Annotated in this window: 25 protein-coding genes and 1 tRNA gene; 13 read left to right on the forward strand and 13 right to left on the reverse strand. The window is 70.5% G+C overall.

What is annotated here, in order from left to right; all coding sequences use genetic code 11:
- Window positions 1–152: 152 nt before the first annotated feature.
- Window positions 153–824, forward strand: coding sequence for a DUF6461 domain-containing protein (locus tag ACGF0J_RS11980; protein WP_393144721.1), 672 nt, complete (start codon window positions 153–155; stop codon window positions 822–824).
- Here the strand turns inward: ACGF0J_RS11980 and ACGF0J_RS11985 are convergent.
- Both ACGF0J_RS11985 and ACGF0J_RS11990 read right to left on the reverse strand, forming a co-directional pair.
- Window positions 787–1125 (reverse strand): GNAT family N-acetyltransferase, encoded by a 339-nt coding sequence (locus ACGF0J_RS11985; protein WP_393144723.1) that lies wholly within the window; start codon window positions 1123–1125, stop codon window positions 787–789. The genes ACGF0J_RS11980 and ACGF0J_RS11985 overlap by 38 nt on opposite strands.
- Window positions 1126–1319: 194 nt before the next feature.
- The gene (locus ACGF0J_RS11990; RefSeq protein WP_393144725.1) at window positions 1320–1811 is read right to left on the reverse strand and encodes a hypothetical protein; all 492 of its coding nucleotides are present in this window, start codon (window positions 1809–1811) and stop codon (window positions 1320–1322) included.
- Window positions 1812–1995: 184 nt separating this feature from the next.
- Here ACGF0J_RS11990 and ACGF0J_RS11995 point away from each other — a divergent pair, with 184 nt between their 5' ends.
- The 3 genes from ACGF0J_RS11995 to ACGF0J_RS12005 all read left to right on the forward strand — a co-directional run bounded on the left by ACGF0J_RS11995 (window position 1996) and on the right by ACGF0J_RS12005 (window position 2627).
- Window positions 1996–2151: a hypothetical protein gene (locus tag ACGF0J_RS11995; RefSeq protein WP_393144727.1), complete on the forward strand. Its 156-nt coding sequence runs from the start codon at window positions 1996–1998 to the stop codon at window positions 2149–2151.
- A 96-nt stretch (window positions 2152–2247) separates the two neighbouring features.
- Window positions 2248–2472 (forward strand): hypothetical protein, encoded by a 225-nt coding sequence (locus ACGF0J_RS12000; RefSeq protein WP_393144729.1) that lies wholly within the window; start codon window positions 2248–2250, stop codon window positions 2470–2472.
- Window positions 2445–2627 (forward strand): hypothetical protein, encoded by a 183-nt coding sequence (locus ACGF0J_RS12005; RefSeq protein WP_393144979.1) that lies wholly within the window; start codon window positions 2445–2447, stop codon window positions 2625–2627. Before ACGF0J_RS12000 ends, ACGF0J_RS12005 begins: the two co-directional genes overlap by 28 nt.
- 102 nt (window positions 2628–2729) lie before the next feature.
- Here the strand turns inward: ACGF0J_RS12005 and ACGF0J_RS12010 are convergent.
- Window positions 2730–2803 (reverse strand) — tRNA-Pro (locus ACGF0J_RS12010).
- 61 nt (window positions 2804–2864) lie between these two features.
- Window positions 2865–3728 (reverse strand): metallophosphoesterase, encoded by an 864-nt coding sequence (locus ACGF0J_RS12015; protein WP_393144981.1) that lies wholly within the window; start codon window positions 3726–3728, stop codon window positions 2865–2867.
- Window positions 3729–3817: 89 nt separating this feature from the next.
- Between ACGF0J_RS12015 and ACGF0J_RS12020 the strand changes: the two genes are divergently transcribed.
- The gene (locus tag ACGF0J_RS12020) at window positions 3818–4273 is read left to right on the forward strand and encodes a GatB/YqeY domain-containing protein (protein WP_393144731.1); all 456 of its coding nucleotides are present in this window, start codon (window positions 3818–3820) and stop codon (window positions 4271–4273) included.
- A gap of 215 nt (window positions 4274–4488) precedes the next feature.
- On the opposite strand, the gene ACGF0J_RS12025 is transcribed toward ACGF0J_RS12020, so the two are convergent.
- Complete coding sequence (locus ACGF0J_RS12025) at window positions 4489–6774, reverse strand: transglycosylase domain-containing protein (RefSeq protein ID WP_393144733.1); 2286 nt, start codon at window positions 6772–6774, stop codon at window positions 4489–4491.
- Window positions 6775–7052: 278 nt separating this feature from the next.
- Here ACGF0J_RS12025 and ACGF0J_RS12030 point away from each other — a divergent pair, with 278 nt between their 5' ends.
- The gene (locus ACGF0J_RS12030; protein ID WP_036326687.1) at window positions 7053–7349 is read left to right on the forward strand and encodes a WhiB family transcriptional regulator; all 297 of its coding nucleotides are present in this window, start codon (window positions 7053–7055) and stop codon (window positions 7347–7349) included.
- Between the two features lie 40 nt (window positions 7350–7389).
- Here the strand turns inward: ACGF0J_RS12030 and ACGF0J_RS12035 are convergent, their stop codons facing one another.
- Both ACGF0J_RS12035 and ACGF0J_RS12040 read right to left on the reverse strand, forming a co-directional pair.
- Window positions 7390–8517, reverse strand: a complete 1128-nt coding sequence (locus tag ACGF0J_RS12035) for an ArsA family ATPase (protein WP_393144735.1) — start codon at window positions 8515–8517, stop codon at window positions 7390–7392.
- Window positions 8514–9515 carry an ArsA-related P-loop ATPase gene (locus ACGF0J_RS12040; protein ID WP_393144737.1) on the reverse strand — a complete coding sequence of 334 codons (1002 nt, stop codon included), beginning with the start codon at window positions 9513–9515 and terminating at the stop codon, window positions 8514–8516. Before ACGF0J_RS12040 ends, ACGF0J_RS12035 begins: the two co-directional genes overlap by 4 nt.
- A 78-nt stretch (window positions 9516–9593) precedes the next feature.
- Between ACGF0J_RS12040 and ACGF0J_RS12045 the strand changes: the two genes are divergently transcribed.
- From ACGF0J_RS12045 to ACGF0J_RS12060, 4 genes are all read left to right on the forward strand, one after another.
- Window positions 9594–9749 (forward strand): hypothetical protein, encoded by a 156-nt coding sequence (locus tag ACGF0J_RS12045; protein ID WP_165959776.1) that lies wholly within the window; start codon window positions 9594–9596, stop codon window positions 9747–9749.
- Window positions 9746–10204, forward strand: a complete 459-nt coding sequence (locus ACGF0J_RS12050; RefSeq protein ID WP_393144739.1) for a RidA family protein — start codon at window positions 9746–9748, stop codon at window positions 10202–10204. The genes ACGF0J_RS12045 and ACGF0J_RS12050 overlap by 4 nt, the downstream gene beginning before the upstream one ends.
- Window positions 10205–10267: 63 nt before the next feature.
- Window positions 10268–11083, forward strand: a complete 816-nt coding sequence (locus ACGF0J_RS12055; protein WP_393144741.1) for an NUDIX hydrolase — start codon at window positions 10268–10270, stop codon at window positions 11081–11083.
- Window positions 11080–11871: an MBL fold metallo-hydrolase gene (locus ACGF0J_RS12060; RefSeq protein ID WP_393144743.1), complete on the forward strand. Its 792-nt coding sequence runs from the start codon at window positions 11080–11082 to the stop codon at window positions 11869–11871. Before ACGF0J_RS12055 ends, ACGF0J_RS12060 begins: the two co-directional genes overlap by 4 nt.
- Here the strand turns inward: ACGF0J_RS12060 and ACGF0J_RS12065 are convergent.
- Window positions 11853–12533, reverse strand: a complete 681-nt coding sequence (locus ACGF0J_RS12065) for a Crp/Fnr family transcriptional regulator (protein WP_393144745.1) — start codon at window positions 12531–12533, stop codon at window positions 11853–11855. The two genes, ACGF0J_RS12060 and ACGF0J_RS12065, sit on opposite strands and share 19 nt — an antisense overlap.
- Window positions 12534–12595: 62 nt before the next feature.
- Between ACGF0J_RS12065 and nth the strand changes: the two genes are divergently transcribed.
- Together nth and ACGF0J_RS12075 are read left to right on the forward strand one after the other, a co-directional pair.
- Window positions 12596–13297, forward strand: a complete 702-nt coding sequence (nth, locus tag ACGF0J_RS12070) for an endonuclease III (protein ID WP_393144747.1) — start codon at window positions 12596–12598, stop codon at window positions 13295–13297.
- A gap of 38 nt (window positions 13298–13335) precedes the next feature.
- Window positions 13336–13983, forward strand: coding sequence for an NUDIX hydrolase (locus ACGF0J_RS12075; RefSeq protein ID WP_393144749.1), 648 nt, complete (start codon window positions 13336–13338; stop codon window positions 13981–13983).
- On the opposite strand, the gene ACGF0J_RS12080 is transcribed toward ACGF0J_RS12075, so the two are convergent.
- Entirely contained in the window at window positions 13980–14507 is a 528-nt protein-coding gene (locus ACGF0J_RS12080) for a HEAT repeat domain-containing protein (RefSeq protein ID WP_393144751.1), read from the reverse strand. The two genes, ACGF0J_RS12075 and ACGF0J_RS12080, sit on opposite strands and share 4 nt — an antisense overlap.
- A gap of 82 nt (window positions 14508–14589) precedes the next feature.
- Between ACGF0J_RS12080 and ACGF0J_RS12085 the strand changes: the two genes are divergently transcribed.
- Window positions 14590–15780 carry a MarP family serine protease gene (locus ACGF0J_RS12085; protein WP_393144753.1) on the forward strand — a complete coding sequence of 397 codons (1191 nt, stop codon included), beginning with the start codon at window positions 14590–14592 and terminating at the stop codon, window positions 15778–15780.
- Window positions 15781–15873: 93 nt separating this feature from the next.
- Here ACGF0J_RS12085 and ACGF0J_RS12090 read toward each other — a convergent pair whose 3' ends face one another.
- From ACGF0J_RS12090 to ACGF0J_RS12105, 4 genes are all read right to left on the reverse strand, one after another.
- Window positions 15874–16773 (reverse strand): hypothetical protein, encoded by a 900-nt coding sequence (locus ACGF0J_RS12090; protein ID WP_393144755.1) that lies wholly within the window; start codon window positions 16771–16773, stop codon window positions 15874–15876.
- Entirely contained in the window at window positions 16770–17084 is a 315-nt protein-coding gene (locus ACGF0J_RS12095; RefSeq protein ID WP_393144757.1) for a hypothetical protein, read from the reverse strand. Before ACGF0J_RS12095 ends, ACGF0J_RS12090 begins: the two co-directional genes overlap by 4 nt.
- Window positions 17081–17413, reverse strand: a complete 333-nt coding sequence (locus ACGF0J_RS12100) for a YbaB/EbfC family nucleoid-associated protein (protein ID WP_393144758.1) — start codon at window positions 17411–17413, stop codon at window positions 17081–17083. The genes ACGF0J_RS12095 and ACGF0J_RS12100 overlap by 4 nt, the downstream gene beginning before the upstream one ends.
- 65 nt (window positions 17414–17478) lie before the next feature.
- The gene (locus ACGF0J_RS12105; protein WP_393144759.1) at window positions 17479–17940 is read right to left on the reverse strand and encodes a DUF309 domain-containing protein; all 462 of its coding nucleotides are present in this window, start codon (window positions 17938–17940) and stop codon (window positions 17479–17481) included.
- Window positions 17941–17970 lie beyond the last annotated feature (30 nt).

A 17970-nucleotide genomic window follows, 5' to 3' on the forward strand; every position in this document is an offset into this window, starting at 1 on the left:
CTCCGGCCGGTGGGAGCGGCCACGTCACCGTCGAAGCCAGCCGGGTTCTCACTCTGTTGCGAGCATCCCTTGACGATGGGTAGCGTTCTCGGTCCGCATGGGTCATTGTCGGCGGGACGCCTGTGTCAGAGGGCTCTGCCACGATGTCGGCTATGACCACGTTCATGGCCGACCTGTCCTGGATTTGTGATAGCTATGAGGATGGCGGATTCGACTTCACCTACGTTCGCGGCCTCACCCCAGCCCAGCTGATCACCCGGCTCGGTGGGCGGCCGGAGACGTTCGTCCGGGGTGATCATTACGGTCCACCTTCCGGAATCCGCAGCGAACCCGGCATGCGTATCGGTGTAACGACGATCGGCGACTGGACGTTCGTCATCGGTGACGGACGGTTCGGCCACACAGCCGATATCCTCATGCCGCTGTCCGACGGCACCCGGGTGATCTCCCAAACACTCCTCGGGATCAAGGCCATCGATTACTTTTTCTGGATCGAGAACCGGGAGATCCGGTTCTATTTCATAGCGCAGGAGGGGTATCCGGAGCAGAAGGAGTGGCCAGATGAGCTCGCAGAGACGCTGACCCTGATCGACTCGCTCTATCCTCCGATGACCTACCCCGGAGAAGGCCCCTCGTTCGTTCTGTCGGAACAGCTGACCGGGATTCGGCTGACCAAGGAAGTGGTCACCGGGGCTTCCTATCTGTGGGGCGTGATCCCCAAGCCTCACTCCTACGACTGCCCCGATCCCTGGAACGGCGACTATCCCGTCTCCCGCATGGGTGGGCCTATAGGCGGGCGAAAAGACCAGAATAGACAGAGGTAGCAAACAGGTACAAAACTCTGTGCTGAGGGTGGGGAAGGTGCAGCATGGCCCGGCCGAGGCCGCGCCGCTGGTGGTCGGGGTGGACCGCGATTGTGTCAATGGTGGCCAGGTCGTGGCCTACCTCAACGTCCATGATGGCGATGATGTGGCCGTGGTGGTCAGCTACGAGTTCGAGCCTGGAGATGTCCGGCTCGGCCGTACGGACGTCGTCGAAATAGGCGGTGCTCAGGAAGGACAGGGCCCTGCAGCGGAACCACGAGGGTTCAGCGGCGGCGCTGCAGGCGCGGACGACGTAGGACAAGGTCGTGATCCTCAAGGAAGGTGTCGGGTTGGGTGAGGTCGCGACGTTGACACATTATGGGGCTGAGTGTGGTGGGCTGCCGGGGCTCCTGCAACTGGGTATCCCGGCTGGTGGAGCCGGCTCCCAGAAGGAGCCGGCTGCTGACCGGTGCCTACCTTCTTGACAAGAGAAAGGCGGAGTCGGTCCAGTCGAGACTAGCGGGCAGTGTCATTGGGCTTGGCTGGGCGGCGGACTTCGTCAAGCGAGTAGACGCCAGCGAACGGCTGTGTATCGCCGAGGACGTAGATCACTCCAGCCCACGAGCCGGCCGGATGCTGCCACCTCTCCAGCAGGTCACCCGGACGCCAGCCGTTCTTGGTCCGGACTTCCCAGCCGAAGACTGGGACGGCCTCTGCCACGCAGCAGGGGCACGGGGAGAAGCGCTGTGTTGAACTGACCGGAATCGGGGTGGGGATTGTCGGGTGACCGCACAGCTCAGCCAGGTCCAGCGTGGCCTTGAGGACTTCGCAGGCGGGGCTGTCGTGGTAGCAAGCGCCGCGCCGGCGCTCGCCCTCGACGATGGAGGGCAGCGAGTTGTGCGGGCAGAGGTCTGGGTCGTCGGAGTAGCTCCGGTAGGGGGTGAACTGTTCCTTCTCGGGGTTGCGCGGCTTCTGGGCGTCGAATCCGCGAGTGAATCGTCCGGGCATCGTCCCCGCTCTCGTAGGCTGCGATGAGATCAAGGCAGTTGCTGCTTCACAGCATCGCGCGCGGGGCCGACAGTTTGATCACTGCCGATTGAGCCTCTGGCGAACGAGGACGGCACCTGAACGGAGAAAGCTCAGGTGCCGCAGTCCCCCTGGCGGCCGCTACACCCGACAACAGGCAGAAGCAGTGCTTCAGGCCGCAGGGCCGTCCGAACTCCACGCGTACGTGGTGATCGGCCTCACCGCGGGTGTCCGCACCGAGGAAGCCCGGACGCTTCGCTGGGATCACGTCGTCATCTGGATCCCGAGCCTCAAGAAGTGGCAGCCGGTGACCGAGGTGTGATTCAAGCACAAGAGGTTCGCCATCTACGTGTGGCGCGCCGACCGAGTAGGAGGTGACACCAAGACCCGTAAGTCACGGCGCACGCTGGAACTGCCCATGCTCGCCGCTCACAGCCTCAAGCAGCACCACGCACGCCAAGCCGCCCAGATGCTCAAGGTCGGCAAGGCAAGGCAAGATCACAACCTGGTGTTCTGCGCGAGCGTCGGCACCCCGCTGGACGCGGCGAACGCACGACGGGCGTTCCGGCAGATCACCAAGAACGTGGGATCGGAACCGACTGGACGCCCCGCGAACTGCGTCACTCGTTTGTCTCCATCGTGAGTGACCAGGGCGTACCCATCGAGACGATCGCCGATCTCGTCGGGCACGCGGGCACCAGCGTCACGGAAGCGGTCTACCGGCACCAGCTCAAGCCGGTGATCACCAAGGGCGCCCACACCATGAACCCGATCTTCGGCGACAAGCCGACGGGTTGAGTCCGAGTGAGATGGCTCCCCGATTGGCTCCCGTCAACTTCCAGAAACGGAAAAGGGCCCGACCCGCTGAGCGGATCAAGCCCTCTACCTGGCCAAACTGTGTCGGGGTGGCGGGATTTGAACCCACGACCTCTTCGTCCCGAACGAAGCGCGCTGCCAAGCTGCGCTACACCCCGGTGCACGCCGTCTTGCTCGTGCTTGGGAAAGTCTAGCGGACTTCGGGCGTGCTCGTACCCCTCAGCGCCGCGGAACGAGGGTCAGCAGTGAGGCTTCGGGGAAACAGGCGAAGCGGGCCGGGGCGTACGGCGAGGTGCCGAGGCCGGCGGAGACGTGCAGCCAGGCCGAGTCGTGGCGGCTCAGGCCCTTGACGCGGGCCCGGTCGATGCCGCAGTTGGTCACCAGGGCGCCGTAGAAGGGGACGCAGAGCTGGCCGCCGTGGGTGTGGCCGGCGAGCAGCAGTTCGTAGCCGTCGGCCGCGAATCGGGTCATGTTGCGCGGCTCCGGCGAGTGCATCACCCCGAGCCGCAGGTCGGCCTCGGCCGGAGCGGGGCCGGCCACCAGGTCGTAGCGGTCGCGGTCGATGTGGGAGTCGTGGATGCCCGCCACCGCCACGTCGAGGTCGCCGACCTTGATCCGGGCCGTGGTGTTGTTCATGTCGAGCCACCCCTCGGCCGCCATGCCCGCGCCCAGCTCCTCCCAGGGCAGGGAGGGGACGTGCTGGCGCCGGTCGTTCTTGGACGTGCGCCACAGGTAGCGGACGGGGTTCTTCGGCTTGGGGGCGTAGAGGTCGTTGGAGCCGTAGACGAACAGGCCGGGGCGCGACAGCAGCGGCTCCAGCGCGTGCAGCAGCGCCGGGACCGCCTCGGGGTGGGCGATCGAGTCGCCGGTGTTGACGACCAGGTCGGGCTCCAGCGAGCCGAGCGAGCGCACCCAGTTGATCAGCATGCTGCGGCGCGGTGTCAGATGCAGGTCGGACAGGTGGAGGATGCGTACGGGGCGTCTGCCGCGCGGCAGGACCGGCACGTCGAACCGGCGCAGCCGGAACCAGTTGCGCTCGACGACCGAGGCGTAACCGAGCCCGGCGAGACCCAGGCCCAGCATGGACAGTGGCACTGCGACGGCTTTCCTCACGTACTCATGATGCCCGACCGTGGACACGGGCGGCCCGCCCAGACGGCAAGATGGACGGCATGAGCGCATTGAAGGACAAGCTGAAGGCCGACCTCACGGCCTCGCTGAAGAGCCGCGACGAGCTACGTCTGCGGACGATTCGGATGGCCCTGGCGGCGGTGAACGTCGAGGAGGTCGCCGGCAAGGAGGCCAGGGAGCTCTCCGACGACGAGATCGTCAAGGTGCTGACCAAGGAGGCCAAGAAGCGGCGCGAGGCCGCCGAGGCGTTCCGTGGCGCGGGCCGCACCGAGCAGGCCGAGGCCGAGCTGGCCGAGCAGGCCGTGCTGGAGGAGTACCTCCCGGCCCAGCTCTCGGACGAGGAGCTGGGCAGGCTGGTGGACGAGGCCGTCGCCGAGACGGGCGCCTCGGGCCCGCAGGCGATGGGCCAGGTGATGAAGGCGGTCAACCCGAAGGTCGCCGGGCGGGCCGAGGGCGGCCGGGTGGCGGCGGCCGTCCGTGCGCGCCTGTCGGGCTGAGCCTCTCCGCGCTGAGCCTCTCCGGGCTGAGCTTCCCCGGGCTGAGCTTCCCCGGGCTGAGCCTCTGTGAGCCTCTCCGGGCTGAGCCTGTAGCCGCCGGGCCGGTGGAGCCCACCGCCGGTGGGCCTGAAACGCAGGAGGCCTCCGCCGGTGGCGGAGGCCTCTCTCGGTGAGCCGGTCACGACCCGCGGGAGCCGGTCAGGGCTCGCGACGGGTCAGTCGCGGCGGTCCCACGGGTTGTCCTGGCCGGGCCGGTCGGCACCGCGCCCGCCGTCACGCCCACCGTCACGCCCACCGTCACGCCCACCGTCACGCCCGCCGTCACGCCCACCGTCACGCGGCCGTTCGACGTCCTCCGGCCGGTCGAACTGGTCGTCGAACTGGTCGAGCTGGTCCACGATCTCCGGCTCACCGTCGCCCCTGGGCTCCTCCTGCTTGCGCTTGGGGGCGCAGCCCGAGCCGCAGCCGCCGAACCGCGACTGGTCGACCGGCGTGAACTCGGCCGCCTCGACGCCCTTCAGCGCCCCCAGCATGGCGTCCTTCCAGATGCGGCCGGAGATCGACGCGCCGTACACGTAGCCGTAGTAGCGCCCGCCGATCGTGACGCCGATCAGCTTGTGGCTGAACGCGCCGCGCGGGTCGCCCAGGCTGACCGCGCTGGCCAGGTTGGGCGTGTAGCCGGCGAACCAGGCGGCCGTGTAGTCGTCGGTGGTGCCGGTCTTGCCCGCGGCGTCGCGGCCGATGCCGCCGACCTCCCGCATCGTGCCCTTGGTGAACACGCCGGACAGGATGGCGCTGACCGCGTCGGCCACCTCGGGGTCCATGGCCTTCGAGCACTGGGGCTTGAACTGCTTGGCCTTGCCGTCGCGGTCGGTGTACTGGGTGATCGCCATGGGCTTGCAGTACTGGCCGCGCGAGGCGAAGACGGCGTAGGAGTTGGCCACGGTGACCGGGTCGACCTCGTTGATGCCGAGCGTGAACGTCTCGTACTCGCCGAGCGGCTTGCCGTCGGCCCGCTTGACGCCGAGCCGCTTGGTCAGCTCCACGACCTTGCACAGCCCGACGCGCTCCTCCAGCTTCATGAAGAACGTGTTGACCGAGCCCCAGGTGCCCGTCTGCAGCGTCTTGAAGCCGCCGCCGCCCTCGCTGGAGTTGCGCACCGGGTGCTTGGGGTCACCGACCCGGTTGCCCTTGCAGTCGCGGAAGGCGTTGTAGCTGGGCGCGTAGTAGGTGGAGCCGGTCGAGAGGCCGTCGCCCAGCTTGAAGCCGTTCTCCAGCGCCGCGGCCAGGGTGTAGGCCTTGGCGGTCGAGCCCTGCTGGAAACCGACGCCGCCGCCGTGCTTGGCGTCGGCGACGATGTTGTAGCTCATCTCGTTCTTCTTCTTGCTGCGGCCGAACTCGCGGGAGGCGGCCATCGCCTTGATCTCGCCGGTGCCCGGCACGACCATGGCCTGGGCGGCGACGGGCTTGTCCTTGGTGCTGACGTACTTCCTGATCGCCTTCTCGGCGGCCGCCTGCATCTTGGGGTCGATCGTGGTCTTGATGTCCAGGCCGCCGCGCTGCAGGAGCCTCTGCCGTTCCTTCGGGGTCTTGCCGAAGCTCTCGTTGTTGAGGATCTCGTGCTGGACGTAGAGGCAGAAGTACGGGTAGTCGCTCTCCTCGCAGCCGCCGCGGACCTCCGTGTCCTTCCAGCCGAGCTTCTTGGTCTTGGCCTCGGCCGCCTCCTGCGGGGTGATCTTGCCCAGTTCGGCCATCCGGTCGAGCACGGTGTTGCGCCGTTCGACCAGGGCCTGCTGGGCCTTCCTGCCGCGGTTGGGGTCGGTCCGGTCGGGGTTCTGGACGGCTCCGGCGAGGGTGGCGGCCTGCACGAGGTTGAGCTCGGCGGCGGGCTTGCCGAAGAAACGCTTGGCCGCGGCCTGGATGCCGTGGGCGCCGGCGCCGAAGTAGGCGATGTTGAGATACTTCTCCAGGATCTGGTCCTTGGAGTACTTGTCCTCGACCGCCATGGCGTGGCGCAGCTCCTTGAGCTTGCGCGCCACCGTCGGCGCCTGTGCCGCCTGCACCTCCTCGGGGGTCTCGGCGGCGTTGATCAGCACCTGCTTGACGTACTGCTGCGTGATCGACGAGCCGCCCTGGGCCACGCCGCCGGCGGTCATGTTCTTGACCAGGGCGCGGGCCGTGCCCTCGATGTCGATCGGGCCGTGCTCGTAGAAGCGGAAGTCCTCGATCGAGATCAGCGCCGTGCGCATGATGGGCGCGACCTTGTCGAGCGCCACGGACTCGCGGTTTTCGTAGTAGAACCGCGCGATCTGCTTGCCCTTGGCGTCGCGCAGCAGGGTGCGCTCGGAGAGCGGCGGCTCGTCGAGCGGCTCCGGCTTCAGATTGAGCTGTTCCATCCCGCTCTTGGCGGCGACGCCGGCGCCGCCGACGGCGGGCAACGCCACGGCGGCCGTGAGGACGCCTGCCGCCGCTCCGGCGGCGATCAGGCGCACGACGTTCACGAACGGAGAGGAACGATCTTTACCCTGAGCTTGCACAGCACCAAGGGTACGTCGAAAGAGTGGCCTTATCGGTAACCGGGCCCCATTTCGCCTTGACTGGTAGGGGTGACTAGTCATTCCCGGTCAACACTGGCGCGAGAAATTGGTCCTCTGGGGTCTGTCGGCCCGAACGTCTCGTTGCGTACGTTCTCCCTGCGGCAACTGAATACGGAGGCTCGGCGCCCGCGCCCGTCGGCCCCAAATGACGACTGACCACCTAAGGGGAGTGGGGTCGAAAAATGTGGATCACGGATTGGACCTCCCGTGCCGCCTGTCGAGGTGCGGACCCAGACGCACTGTTCGTCCAGGGGGCCGCTCAGAACAGGGCAAAGCTGATCTGCCGAGGATGCCCGGTCCGTACCGAATGCCTCGCCGATGCGCTGGACAACCGCATCGAGTTCGGGGTGTGGGGCGGTATGACCGAACGCGAGCGCCGGGCGCTGCTGAGGCGGCGGCCGGACGTGGACTCGTGGCGCGACCTGCTCGAGTCCGCCAAGGAAGAGTACGAACGCACCAATGAGCTGATCGCGGGCTGACCGGCCCGCGAGTACGGCCGGCGTACCACGCCGGCCGTACTCATGCGCTCGCCAGGAGCTCCCCGATCCGGCGCAGACCCGTCAGGTCGTGGACGTCCTCGGACATGGCGCGGACCTGGACGACCGGGACCGTCGGGTGCGCGGAGACGAAGTGCTCCTGCTCCCGGTGCTCGCGAGCGGCGAGCTGCATCCTGCCGGTGTGTAGCCGCAGCACGGCAGTGGTCAGCTCGTGCTCGCCCCGCGACTCCAGGTCCTCCGCCGCCGCGGCGCTCCGGGCCGCGGACAGCCGCGGCGCGGGCGACTCGTGCACCCGGTTGACCACCAGGCCGGCGAGGGGCATCCGCTCCTCGGCCAGCCGCTCGACGAAGTAGGACGCCTCGCGCATCGCGTCGCGTTCGGGCACGGCCACGACGACGAACGCGGTGCCGGGCGCCTGCAACAGCTTGTACGTCATCTCGGCGCGCTGCCTGAATCCGCCGAAGACGGCGTCCAGCGCGGAGACGAAGGTCTGCAGGTCCTTGAGCACCTGCGCGCCGAGCAGCTTCGTCATCGCCCCCGCCACCAGCCCGAACCCGGCGTTGAGCAGCCGGAACGCGCTGCGCCCGCCCGCCTTGGCCGGAGCGGTCAGCAGGCGGATGAACTTGCCGTCGAGAAACCTGCCGAGCCGTTCGGGCGCGTCGAGGAAGTCGAGCGCCGACCGCGACGGCGGCGTGTCGACCACGATGAGGTCCCACTCGTCGGAGCGGCGGAGCTGGCCCAGCTTCTCCATGGCCATGTACTCCTGCGTGCCGGCGAAGCTGGACGACAGCGACTGGTAGAAGGGGTTCGACAGGATCTGCCGGGCCCGTTCGGGGTCGGCGTGCGCCTCGATGATCTCGTCGAACGTGCGCTTCATGTCGAGCATCATGGCGAAGAGCTGTCCGCCGCTCTCGTGCGAGCTGACCAGGCGCGGCGTGTTGTCCAGCTCCGTCAGGCCCATCGACTGCGCGAGCCGCCTGGCCGGGTCCACGGTCAGCACGACCGCGCACCTGCCGCGTTCGGCGGCGCGCAGCCCGAGCGCGGCGGCCGTCGTGGTCTTGCCCACGCCGCCGGCGCCGCAGCAGACGATGATCCGGGTGCCCCTGTCGTCGATGATCGCGTCGAGGTCGAGGCGGGCGGGCTCTTTCACGCTGCTCCCTGGGTGCGGATGCTCTCGGCCAGCTCGTACAGGCCGGCCAGGTCGACGCCGTCGGCCAGCAGCGGCAGTTCGTAGCGCGGCAGCGACGCCTGCTCCAGCGCCTCGCGCTCGCCGTGCTCGATCTCGGTCCGGCGGGCGTGCTCGACGACCTCCTCGGCCAGCGCCTCGGCCACCGCGGCGGCGTCGGCGCCGTCGGCCAGCCCGGCCGCCTTCAGCCCGAGCGCCAGCTCCTCCACGTCGAAGCGGCCTTTGACAGCGGAGTCAAGAGCGGCCTGCGGGAGCTGCGACTCGCGCACCATGTTGATGAAGACGCCGCCGGGCGGCAGGTCCGCCTCGCGCAATTCGGCGATGCCGTCGATCGTTTCCTGAACCGGCATCTCCTCCAGCACCGTGACGAAGTGCACCGCCGTCTCCGGCGACTTCACCACGCCGCTCACCAGGTCGGAATGGTGTTTGATCGGCCCGACCTTGGCCAGGCCGGCCACTTCCTGGGTGACGTTGAGGAAGCGGGTGATGCGGCCGGTCGGCGGGGCGTCGAGCACGACCGCGTCGTAGACCCGCCTGCCGTCCTTGCCGCGCCGGCGCACGGCCTCGGTCGTCTTGCCCGTGACGAGCACGTCGCGGAAGCCGGGGGCGACCGTGGTGGCGAAGTCGACGACCCCCATCTTGGTCAGCGCCCGTCCGGCGCGGCGCATCCCGTAGAACATCTCCATGTACTCGAGCATGGCCTCCTCGGGATCGACGGCCAGCGCGTAGACGTCGCCCCCCGACGGCGCCACGGCGATCTTGCGCTCCTCGTACGGCAGGGGCGGCAGGTCGAAGATCTGCGCGATGCCCTGCCTGCCCTCGACCTCCACCAGCAGCACCTTGCGGCCGCCCGCGGCGAGCGCGAGGGCGAGCGCGGCGGCCACCGTGGTCTTGCCGGTGCCGCCCTTGCCGGTGACGACGTGCAACCGCACGCCGTCCCAATCGGTGTCCCGAGACTCCACGTTTTCGAGGCTACCGAACGGTCACTTGCGGCAGGCCGACGCCTGCCCTTTGACATTGCTCACACTACGCTGAGCCCCATGAAGAAATGGGAGTACCTCACGGCTCCGGTGTTGATCCACAACACCAAGATGATTCTCGACAACTTCGGCGCCGACGGCTGGGAGCTGGTCCAGATCCTGCAGGGCGCCACGCCCGAGCAGCTGGTCGCCTACTTCAAGAGGGAGAAGCAGTGACCCCCGAGCAGAAGCTCGCCGACCTCGGCCTGACCCTGCCCGAGGTGGTGCCGCCGCTGGCCGCCTACGTGCCGGCCGTGCGCACCGGCGACCTCGTCTACACCTCCGGCCAGGTCCCCATGGTGGACGGCAAGCCGGCGCGCACCGGCAAGCTCGGCGCGGAGCTGACGGCCGACGAGGGCAAGGAGATGGCCCGCATCTGCGCGCTGAACGCGCTGGCGGTGCTGAAGTCGGAGCTCGGCGACCTCGGGCGGGTCGTCCGGGTCGTCAAGGCCGTCGTGTTCGTCGCCAGCGCCCCCGACTTCACCGGGCACCCGCAGGTCGCCAACGGCGCCAGCGAGCTGCTGGGCGAGGTGTTCGGCGAGGCGGGCAGGCACGCGCGCAGCGCGGTCGGCGTGGCCGCCCTGCCGCTGGACTCCCCGGTCGAGGTGGAGCTCATCGTCGAGGTGTCCTGACCGGCGGCCGGGTCCCGACCGCAGCCGGGTCCTGACCGGCTCCCATCCGCAGACGGAGGTCATGTGACTGGTCTTCCGCTCCCGGGCGAGCTCGGGGAGCACGCGAGGCGGGTCCTCGACGGCAGGGCTCAGCCGGTGCCCGCGCGCGACGCCGCCACGGTGGTGATCCTGCGCGCGGGACCGGCCGGCGGGACGCAGGCCTACCTGCTGCGGCGCAGCGCCACCATGGCCTTCGCCGCGGGCGCGTACGTCTTCCCCGGCGGCTCGGTGGACCCCCGCGACGCCGACCAGGCCGTGGCCTGGGCCGGCCCGTCGCCGGCGGAGTGGGCCGAGGTCCTCGGCGCCGGCGAGGCGGTCGCCCGCGGGCTGGTGTGCGCGGCCGTGCGGGAGACGTTCGAGGAGAGCGGGGTGCTGCTCGCCGGGCCGGACACCGGTTCGGTCGTCGCCGACACCACCGGAGCCGACTGGGAGGCCGACCGGGTCGCGCTCATCGACCGCAGCCTGGCCTTCGCCGACTTCCTGGCCCGGCGCGGGCTGGTGCTCCGGTCCGACCTGCTCAAACCGTGGGCCCACTGGATCACCCCGGAGATCGAGACGAGGCGTTTCGACACGAGGTTCTTCGTCGCCGTGCTGCCGGAGGGGCAGCGCACCCGTGACGTCGGCGGAGAGGCTGACCACGTCGTCTGGCGCCGGCCCGCCGAGGCGCTGGAGCTGGCCCGGGAGGGCTCGATCTTCCTCATGCCGCCCACCTACCGGACGCTGGCCGAGCTGGCCGGCTACGACGACGTCGGCGCGGTGCTCGCGGCCCGGCGGGAGATCGTCGCGACGATGCCCGCGGTCGTGGAGGTCGCCGGCGAGCTGCGGCTGGTGATCCCGTGAGCGGCCTGCGGATCCCGGCCGGCGGCGGGCCCGACGGCGCGCGCACCGCGCACGCCGAGAACGTCCTGGCCCCCAACCCGTCGCCGATGACCCTCGACGGCACCAACACCTGGATCATCGGCACCCACGACGCCGTCGTCGTCGATCCCGGCCCCGACGACGAACGCCACCTGCGCAGGCTCGCCGGCCGCCTCGACGGGCGGCGGGTCACCCAGATCCTGCTCACCCACGGCCACCACGACCACAGCGGCGGCGCCCGGCGCTTCGCCGAGCTGGTCGGCGCGCCCGTCCGGGCGCTCGACCCGCGTCACCGGCTGGGCGCGGAGGGGCTGGGCGACGGCGACGTGGTGACCGTCGACGGCATCGAGATCCACGTCCACGCCACGCCGGGGCACTCGTTCGACTCGCTGTGCTTCTGGCTGCCCGCCGACCGCGCCATGCTGACGGGAGACACCGTGCTCGGCCGGGGCACCACGGTGATCGCGCCCGACGGTCACCTGGCCGACTACCTGCGCAGTCTCGACCGGCTGCGGAGCATGGCCGAGAGCCTGGCGGCCGTGGCGCTGTTGCCGGGCCACGGGCCGGTGCTGCCCGACCCGATCGGCACGCTCGACGGCTACCTCGCCCACCGGCGCGAGCGGCTCGACCAGATCAGGGCGGCCCTGCGGGAGGGCGCGCGCACCCCCATGGAGATCGTGCGGATCGTGTACGCGGACGTGGACGAGACGCTCCGGCCCGCGGCCGAGATGTCGGTGCGGGCCCAGCTCGACTACCTGGAGCGGTTGTAGAGCCGGTCCATGTCGAGGATCACCACGGCCTTGGCCTCGATGCGCAGCCAGCCACGCTGCGCGAAGTCGGCCAGCGCCTTGTTGACCGTCTCGCGGGAGGCGCCGACGAGCTGCGCCAGCTCCTCCTGGGTGAGGTCGTGGTGGACGCGCGTGCCGTCCTCGGTCTTGGTGCCGAACCGCTCGGCCAGGTCGAGCAGCTGCTTGGCGACCCGGCCCGGGACGTCGGTGAAGACCAGGTCGGCCAGCACGTCGTTGGTCCGGCGCAGCCGCTGGGCGAGCGCGCGCAGCAGGTGCAGCGCCACCTCGGGGCGGCCGGTCAGCCAGGGACGCAGGTCGTCGTGCCCCAGCCCGGCCAGCCGGACGTCGGTCAGCGCGGTCGCGCTGGCCGTGCGCGGCCGGGGGTCGAAGAGCGACAGCTCCCCGAACATCTCACTCGGGCCGAGGACGCTGAGCAGGTTCTCGCGGCCGTCGGGGGACTGGCGCGAAAGCTTGATCTTGCCTTCCAGCACGACGTAGAGCCGGTCGCCCGTCTCGTTCTCGTGGAAGAGCGTCTGTCCCTTGGCCAGCTGCACCTCCGTGATGCTCGTGCGCAGCGCCGCGGCGCTCTCGCGGTCGAGCGCGGCGAACAGGGGGGCCTTGCCCAGGACATCGTCGGTGTTCACTCTGCCTCCTCTGCTGCCATTGTGACGCACCGCACTTCGGGCGGCGCACTTAGGCTAGGGGAATGCCCCAAGAGTCAAGGCTCGCCCTCGTGCGTCGCGCGCGCCGGATGAATCGCATCCTGGCCGAAACCTATCCCGACGCCCATTGCGAGCTCGACTTCGGTACCCCTCTCGAACTTCTCGTCGCGACCATCCTCTCGGCCCAGTGCACGGACAAGCGGGTCAACATGGTGACTCCTGTCCTGTTTGCGAAGTATCCCACCGTGGACGACTACGCCGCCGCCGACCCGCGCGAGATGGAGGAGATCATCCGCTCGACCGGCTTCTTCCGGGCCAAGACCAACAGCATCATCGGCATGGCGCGGGCGGTGTCCGAGCGGCACGGCGGAGAGGTGCCCGGCAGGCTCAAGGACCTGGTCGCCCTGCCCGGCGTGGGCCGCAAGACCGCCAACGTCGTGCTCGGCAACGCCTTCGGCGTGCCGGGGCTCACCGTCGACACCCACTTCCAGCGCCTGGTGCGACGGTTCGGCTGGACCGACGAGACCGACCCGGTCAAGATCGAACACCTCGTGGGCGAGCTGATCCCCAAGCGCGAGTGGACCGTCTTCTCCCACCGGGTCATCTGGCACGGCCGCCGCATCTGCATCGCGCGCAAGCCCGCCTGCGGCGCCTGCCCGCTCGCCGCCCTGTGCCCCTCCTACGGCACCGGCCCCACCGATCCGGCCGAGGCGGCCAAGCTGGTGCGATCGGGTCCGTTCTCGTGACCGGGAAGCCGGGGCGGGGCCCGCGCGTTGCAGATGGCATGATCGTGGTCCCCGACTGGCTCGACAGGCTCGCGGCGCAGGCCGCACGCATCTCAGTCCCCCCGGTGCTGCGCCCGCCGACCGGCCGCGGCCGGGAGGCGGCGGTGCTGATGCTGTTCGGAGAGGGGCCGCTCGGGCCCGACGTGCTGCTCATCCAGCGCAGCGCGCGCGGGCGCAGGCACGCCGGCCAGCCCGCGTTCCCCGGCGGCGGCGTCGACCCCGGCGACGACGGACCGGTCGGCGCGGCGCTGCGCGAGGCGGCCGAGGAGACCGGCCTCGACCCCGCCGGCGTGACCGTGCTGAGCGCGCTGCCCGAGCTGTACGTCTCCCACAGCGACAACCGCGTCACCCCCGTCATCGGCTGGTGGCACGCCCCCTGCGCCGTCCACGCCGCCTCGCCCGACGAGGTCGACTCCGTCGAACGGGCGCCCGTCTCCGAGCTGGTCGACCCGGCCAACCGGTTCACGCTGCGCCATCCCGGCGGCTTCGTCGGGCCCGCGTTCCAGGTGCGGGGGATGCTCGTGTGGGGGTTCACGGCGATGCTGCTCGACCGGGTGCTGAGCGAGGGCGGCCTCGACCGGCCGTGGGACCAGGACCGGGTGCAGGAGATGCCGCCCGACGTTCTCGACCTGGCGGCGCGCGGCTAGCTGGGCTCCAGGCGGCCGCCCGTGGACAGGGCCAGACCCAGCGCGGCCCAGTCGGCCACGTCGGTGTCGCTGTCGGCGGCCAGCCGCCGCAGCGCCTCCAGCCCCGCCCGGTCAGGCGGGTCGCCGAGCACGTGCTGCAGCGCGTACGCCGCCCCGTACCTCACCCGGCTGTCCTCGTGGGCGGCCAGGTCGATCACCGACGGCAGCGCCCGCGGGTCGCCGAGATGGCCGAAGGCGATGAGCACCGAGTAGAGCACCATCGCGTCGTGCTCGCCGGCCGCGAGGTAGCGCAGGACGGGCAGCGAGCGGTCCACGAAGGCGCGCAGCATGCCCATGATGTCGGCGCCCAGCAGGCGTTCCTCGACGGAGTCGGCTGCGCACAGCCGCCTCGCCTCGATGAAGGTCTCCAGGTCGCCACGCTCGCGCAGCAGCGAGATCATCTGCCACCGCACCGGCCCGTCGGGATCGGTGTCGGCCAGGGCCGCCTCGATGAGGCGGCGCGCTGATCCCTCGGCTGGCGGCATACGGCCCAAGGTAGCCAGCAGGGTGACGCCGTCCTGGCCGAAGACGTGCACACTTGACCCTATCCCTGGTTACCTTTGAGACGTGCGCGGTGATCTGCTCGACCTCATCCTGATCGGCCTCGTGATCGCCTTCGGCATCTCGGGTTACCGGCAGGGGTTCATCATCGGGGTCATGAGCTTCGTGGGGTTCGTGGGCGGGGCCGTGCTCGGCGTGTTCATCGCGCCGCCCATCTCCAAGGCCGTCGTCGACGGAGACACCCCGCAGTCGCTGCTCGCCATCGTGATCGTCTTCCTGGCGGCGACGATCGGCCAGTTCGCCTCCTCGACGATCGGCGCCGTCGTGCGCAGCCACATCACCTGGGAGCCGGCCAAGGTCGCCGACGCCGTGGGCGGCACGTTCGCCAGCGCGCTGTCGGTGCTGGTGATCGCCTGGCTGATCGGCTCGCTGGTGGTGTCCACGTCGTTCACGCCGCTGGTGGAGCAGGTGAAGAACTCCATGCTGCTCACCACGGTCGACGAGGCCGTCCCGCAGGCGGCGCGCAACTGGCAGACGCCGTTCAAGAAGTTCATCGACCGCTCGGAGTTCCCGCCCGTCTTCGACGCCATCGGCGCGGGCACGCTCGTCGACGTGCAACCGGCGCCGCGCAGCATCCTGCAGGGCGCCAAGCTGGGCCGCGCGCAGCGGGCCATCGTCAAGGTGCAGGGCAACGCCGAAAGCTGCAACAAGCACATCGAGGGCACCGGCTTCGTCTACGCCCGCGAGCGGATCATGACCAATGCCCACGTGGTCGCGGGCGTGACGCGTGACCTGCAGGTCATCGACTCGCGCAACCGGCGCCACAAGGCCACGGTCGTCCGCTACAACCCGCAGCGAGACATCGCCGTCCTCTACGTGCCGGGTCTCGACCTGCCGCAGCTCACCTTCCAGCACGACGGCGAGAAGGGCGACAACGCCATCGTCGCCGGGTTCCCCAAGGGCCAGGGCTTCACCGCCGAGCCCGCCCGCATCAGCAGCCGGCTCGACGCCGAGGGTCCCGACATCTACCGCAGCACCAACGTCACCCGCCAGGTCTACGCCATCCGCGGCAAGGTGCTGCCCGGCAACTCCGGCGGACCGCTGCTCACCGTCGACGGGCGCGTCTACGGGGTGATCTTCGCGGCGGCGATCAGCAAGGAGGAGACCGGCTACGTGCTCACCGCGGCCGAGGTCAGGACCGACGCCGACCACGGCCGCACCGACACCTCGCCGGCCAGCACCCAGGGCTGCGACTAGCCTCTGCCGGCCTGACGTCGCCGGCGGCGGCCACCCCGGCCGCGAGCCGCGACCGCCGTCGGCACCCCCGGCCGCCGACCGCCGTCGGGGCCCTCAGGCGTCGAGGGCCTCGCGCACGACCACGCGGTCCTTCTCCTTCTCCACGTGCGACAGCTCCCGGTAGGGCAGCCTCTGCTCCGGTGGGGCCCACTCGCCGTTGCGGCGCAGCCAGGCGATGTGCACCTGCTCGCTGGCCTGCTCCATGAACTCGTCGCTCGTCAGGTCGTCGCCGCGCTTGCGCGCGTCCGCCACCAGCCGGACGGCCACGGTCGCCGACTCCTTGTTCTCCTTCTGCCACTCGACGGGCAGGTCACGGTAGCGGGTGTTGGCGATGTCCACCTGGTCGGTGCCGTTACGGCGGATCCACGCCTGGTCCACGGTCGTCTTGATGCGCGGCTCGTAGCCACCGTCGGGCAGTCGGCGCGCGGCTCGCCAGGTGTCGTGCAGGCGCCCGGCCACGGTGTCGATCCGGCGGGCCTGCGGCGACCTGAGCAGGGCCGCGAAGACGCGTCCGATCCGGCTCAGGGCGTCGCGGAGGAACGTCAGGAACCGCCGGGCCAGGGCGGTCACGCGGGGCAGCAGGTGGGGCGCGAAGGCGACGGCGACCACCGCGGCCACCGCGGCGCCCGCGAGCAGCGTGCCGATCCACTCGACGAGGTGCTGGGAGACGACCAGCCCGGCGGCCGCCACCGCGAAACGGTCGGCCAGATCGGTTGTCTGATGCTGTGGCCCGCCGCCGCCTGTGAGGTAGACGTGCGCCGCCTCCGCGGCCGGGCCCTCGTTGGCGCCTGCCAGCCGGATGGCGGGGCCGGCGTCCTGCAACAGCATCTGGTGGTGGCGCGCGGCCCCGGCGAGCACGGCGGCGTGCTCACCGATCAGGGCGGTGTCGGGCAGCGGAGGGATGCCGAGGATGCCGAGCCCCGTGACGACCACCGGGTCGCTCATCAGGCTCATGCCCGGCCCTCCCGCGCGCCCTCGACGACCGCCTCGGCGGCCTGCTCGGCCAGCGTGTTGACCTCGGCCATGACCACCTGGCCGTCGCCGGAGTGACGCAGGTGCTCGCCGAGCCGGTCGCAGTCCTCCAGCAGGGCGCGCCGGAAATCCTGATAGGGCACCGCGAACTCCTCGTAGGGCAGCGGGCTCACCTCGGTCCACGCGGTCCGCAGACCGGCGCCGAAGGCGGCGTACTCGTCCGCCAGCGTCCCGAAGCGGCACCCGGAGGCGCGCCGGCCGCCGGCGTCGATCGTCACCTCGTCCGGATTCACCGGCCCCTCCCCTCGATCCGGCGCAGCGTCTCGTCCAGCGCCGACACCAGGCGGTCGAAGTCGCGCACGGCCTGGACCTCCATCTCGTCCAGCCGCCGGACCAGGGGCTCGGGGTCGGGCCCCGACGCCGTGTCCGGCGCGTCGGCGGTGCGGCTCAGATGGTGCCGCTGGGCCGCCCGGACGGCGGCGACGACGTGCTCGGCGAGGTCCTGCGCGCCATGCCGCAGCATGCGGGGGTCGAGGCGCAGGGTCTCCAGCAGGCCGTCGTCACCGAGCGTCGCGGTCACCAGCCCGTCGGCCGAGTCGGCGGAGGATCGCTCCAGAACCATGCGACACCTCCACTCCGATCACGGGTCGCTCCGCAGGATACGCGAAGCAAGATCGGTACGGCAGGTCAGCCCGGAAGCCCCGTCAGGATCAGCTCGATGGCCTGGCCCGGGTCGGTGTCGGGGCCCAGGGCCGAGGCCACCCGGCCCACACCGTCGTACACGCCGCCGTACGCCTGCACGCGGGCGGCACCCCGGCTGAAGAGGGTCAGCGCGCCACGGCCGTTGCCGCGCTGCAGGTGGGTCAGGCCGACGCAGATCTGCGCGAGGCCCTGCCACAGCTCCCGCTCGTCCTCGGGCGCGCACTTCCAGCGGCCCTCGAACACCTCGTGGGCGTTGAACGGCAGGCCCTCGCCGAGGAAGCGGCGGGCGTCGGCCAGCGCCTGCTCGGTCGTGGGGGCGTAGTCGTCGGGGACCCGGGGCATGCCCGGCGAACCGTACGGCAGCGGCCTGCCGTAGGCGTCGCGGGGCCTGGCGTTGCGCGGCCTGCCCTCGGGATCGCGGTCTCTCATCGCGTCGGAGGCGCTCATCGGTCGGGCTCGTGGTCTCTCGTCGGCTCG

The sequence above is a fragment of the Nonomuraea sp. NPDC047897 genome (assembly GCF_043204415.1).
Taxonomy (GTDB): Bacteria; Actinomycetota; Actinomycetes; order Streptosporangiales; family Streptosporangiaceae; genus Nonomuraea.

Coding starts and splice junctions, on each gene's coding strand:
- ACGF0J_RS11980 (WP_393144721.1), top strand. CDS start 153: ATGACCACGTTCATGGCCGACCTGTCCTGGATTTGTGATAGCTATGAG.
- ACGF0J_RS11990 (WP_393144725.1), bottom strand. CDS start 1,811: ATGCCCGGACGATTCACTCGCGGATTCGACGCCCAGAAGCCGCGCAAC.
- ACGF0J_RS12020 (WP_393144731.1), top strand. CDS start 3,818: ATGAGCGCATTGAAGGACAAGCTGAAGGCCGACCTCACGGCCTCGCTG.
- ACGF0J_RS12000 (WP_393144729.1), top strand. CDS start 2,248: ATGCTCGCCGCTCACAGCCTCAAGCAGCACCACGCACGCCAAGCCGCC.
- ACGF0J_RS12100 (WP_393144758.1), bottom strand. CDS start 17,413: ATGGTTCTGGAGCGATCCTCCGCCGACTCGGCCGACGGGCTGGTGACC.
- ACGF0J_RS12105 (WP_393144759.1), bottom strand. CDS start 17,940: ATGAGCGCCTCCGACGCGATGAGAGACCGCGATCCCGAGGGCAGGCCG.
- ACGF0J_RS12080 (WP_393144751.1), bottom strand. CDS start 14,507: ATGCCGCCAGCCGAGGGATCAGCGCGCCGCCTCATCGAGGCGGCCCTG.
- ACGF0J_RS12075 (WP_393144749.1), top strand. CDS start 13,336: ATGATCGTGGTCCCCGACTGGCTCGACAGGCTCGCGGCGCAGGCCGCA.
- ACGF0J_RS12030 (WP_036326687.1), top strand. CDS start 7,053: ATGTGGATCACGGATTGGACCTCCCGTGCCGCCTGTCGAGGTGCGGAC.
- nth (WP_393144747.1), top strand. CDS start 12,596: ATGCCCCAAGAGTCAAGGCTCGCCCTCGTGCGTCGCGCGCGCCGGATG.
- ACGF0J_RS12045 (WP_165959776.1), top strand. CDS start 9,594: ATGAAGAAATGGGAGTACCTCACGGCTCCGGTGTTGATCCACAACACC.
- ACGF0J_RS12015 (WP_393144981.1), bottom strand. CDS start 3,728: ATGCTGGGCCTGGGTCTCGCCGGGCTCGGTTACGCCTCGGTCGTCGAG.
- ACGF0J_RS12090 (WP_393144755.1), bottom strand. CDS start 16,773: ATGAGCCTGATGAGCGACCCGGTGGTCGTCACGGGGCTCGGCATCCTC.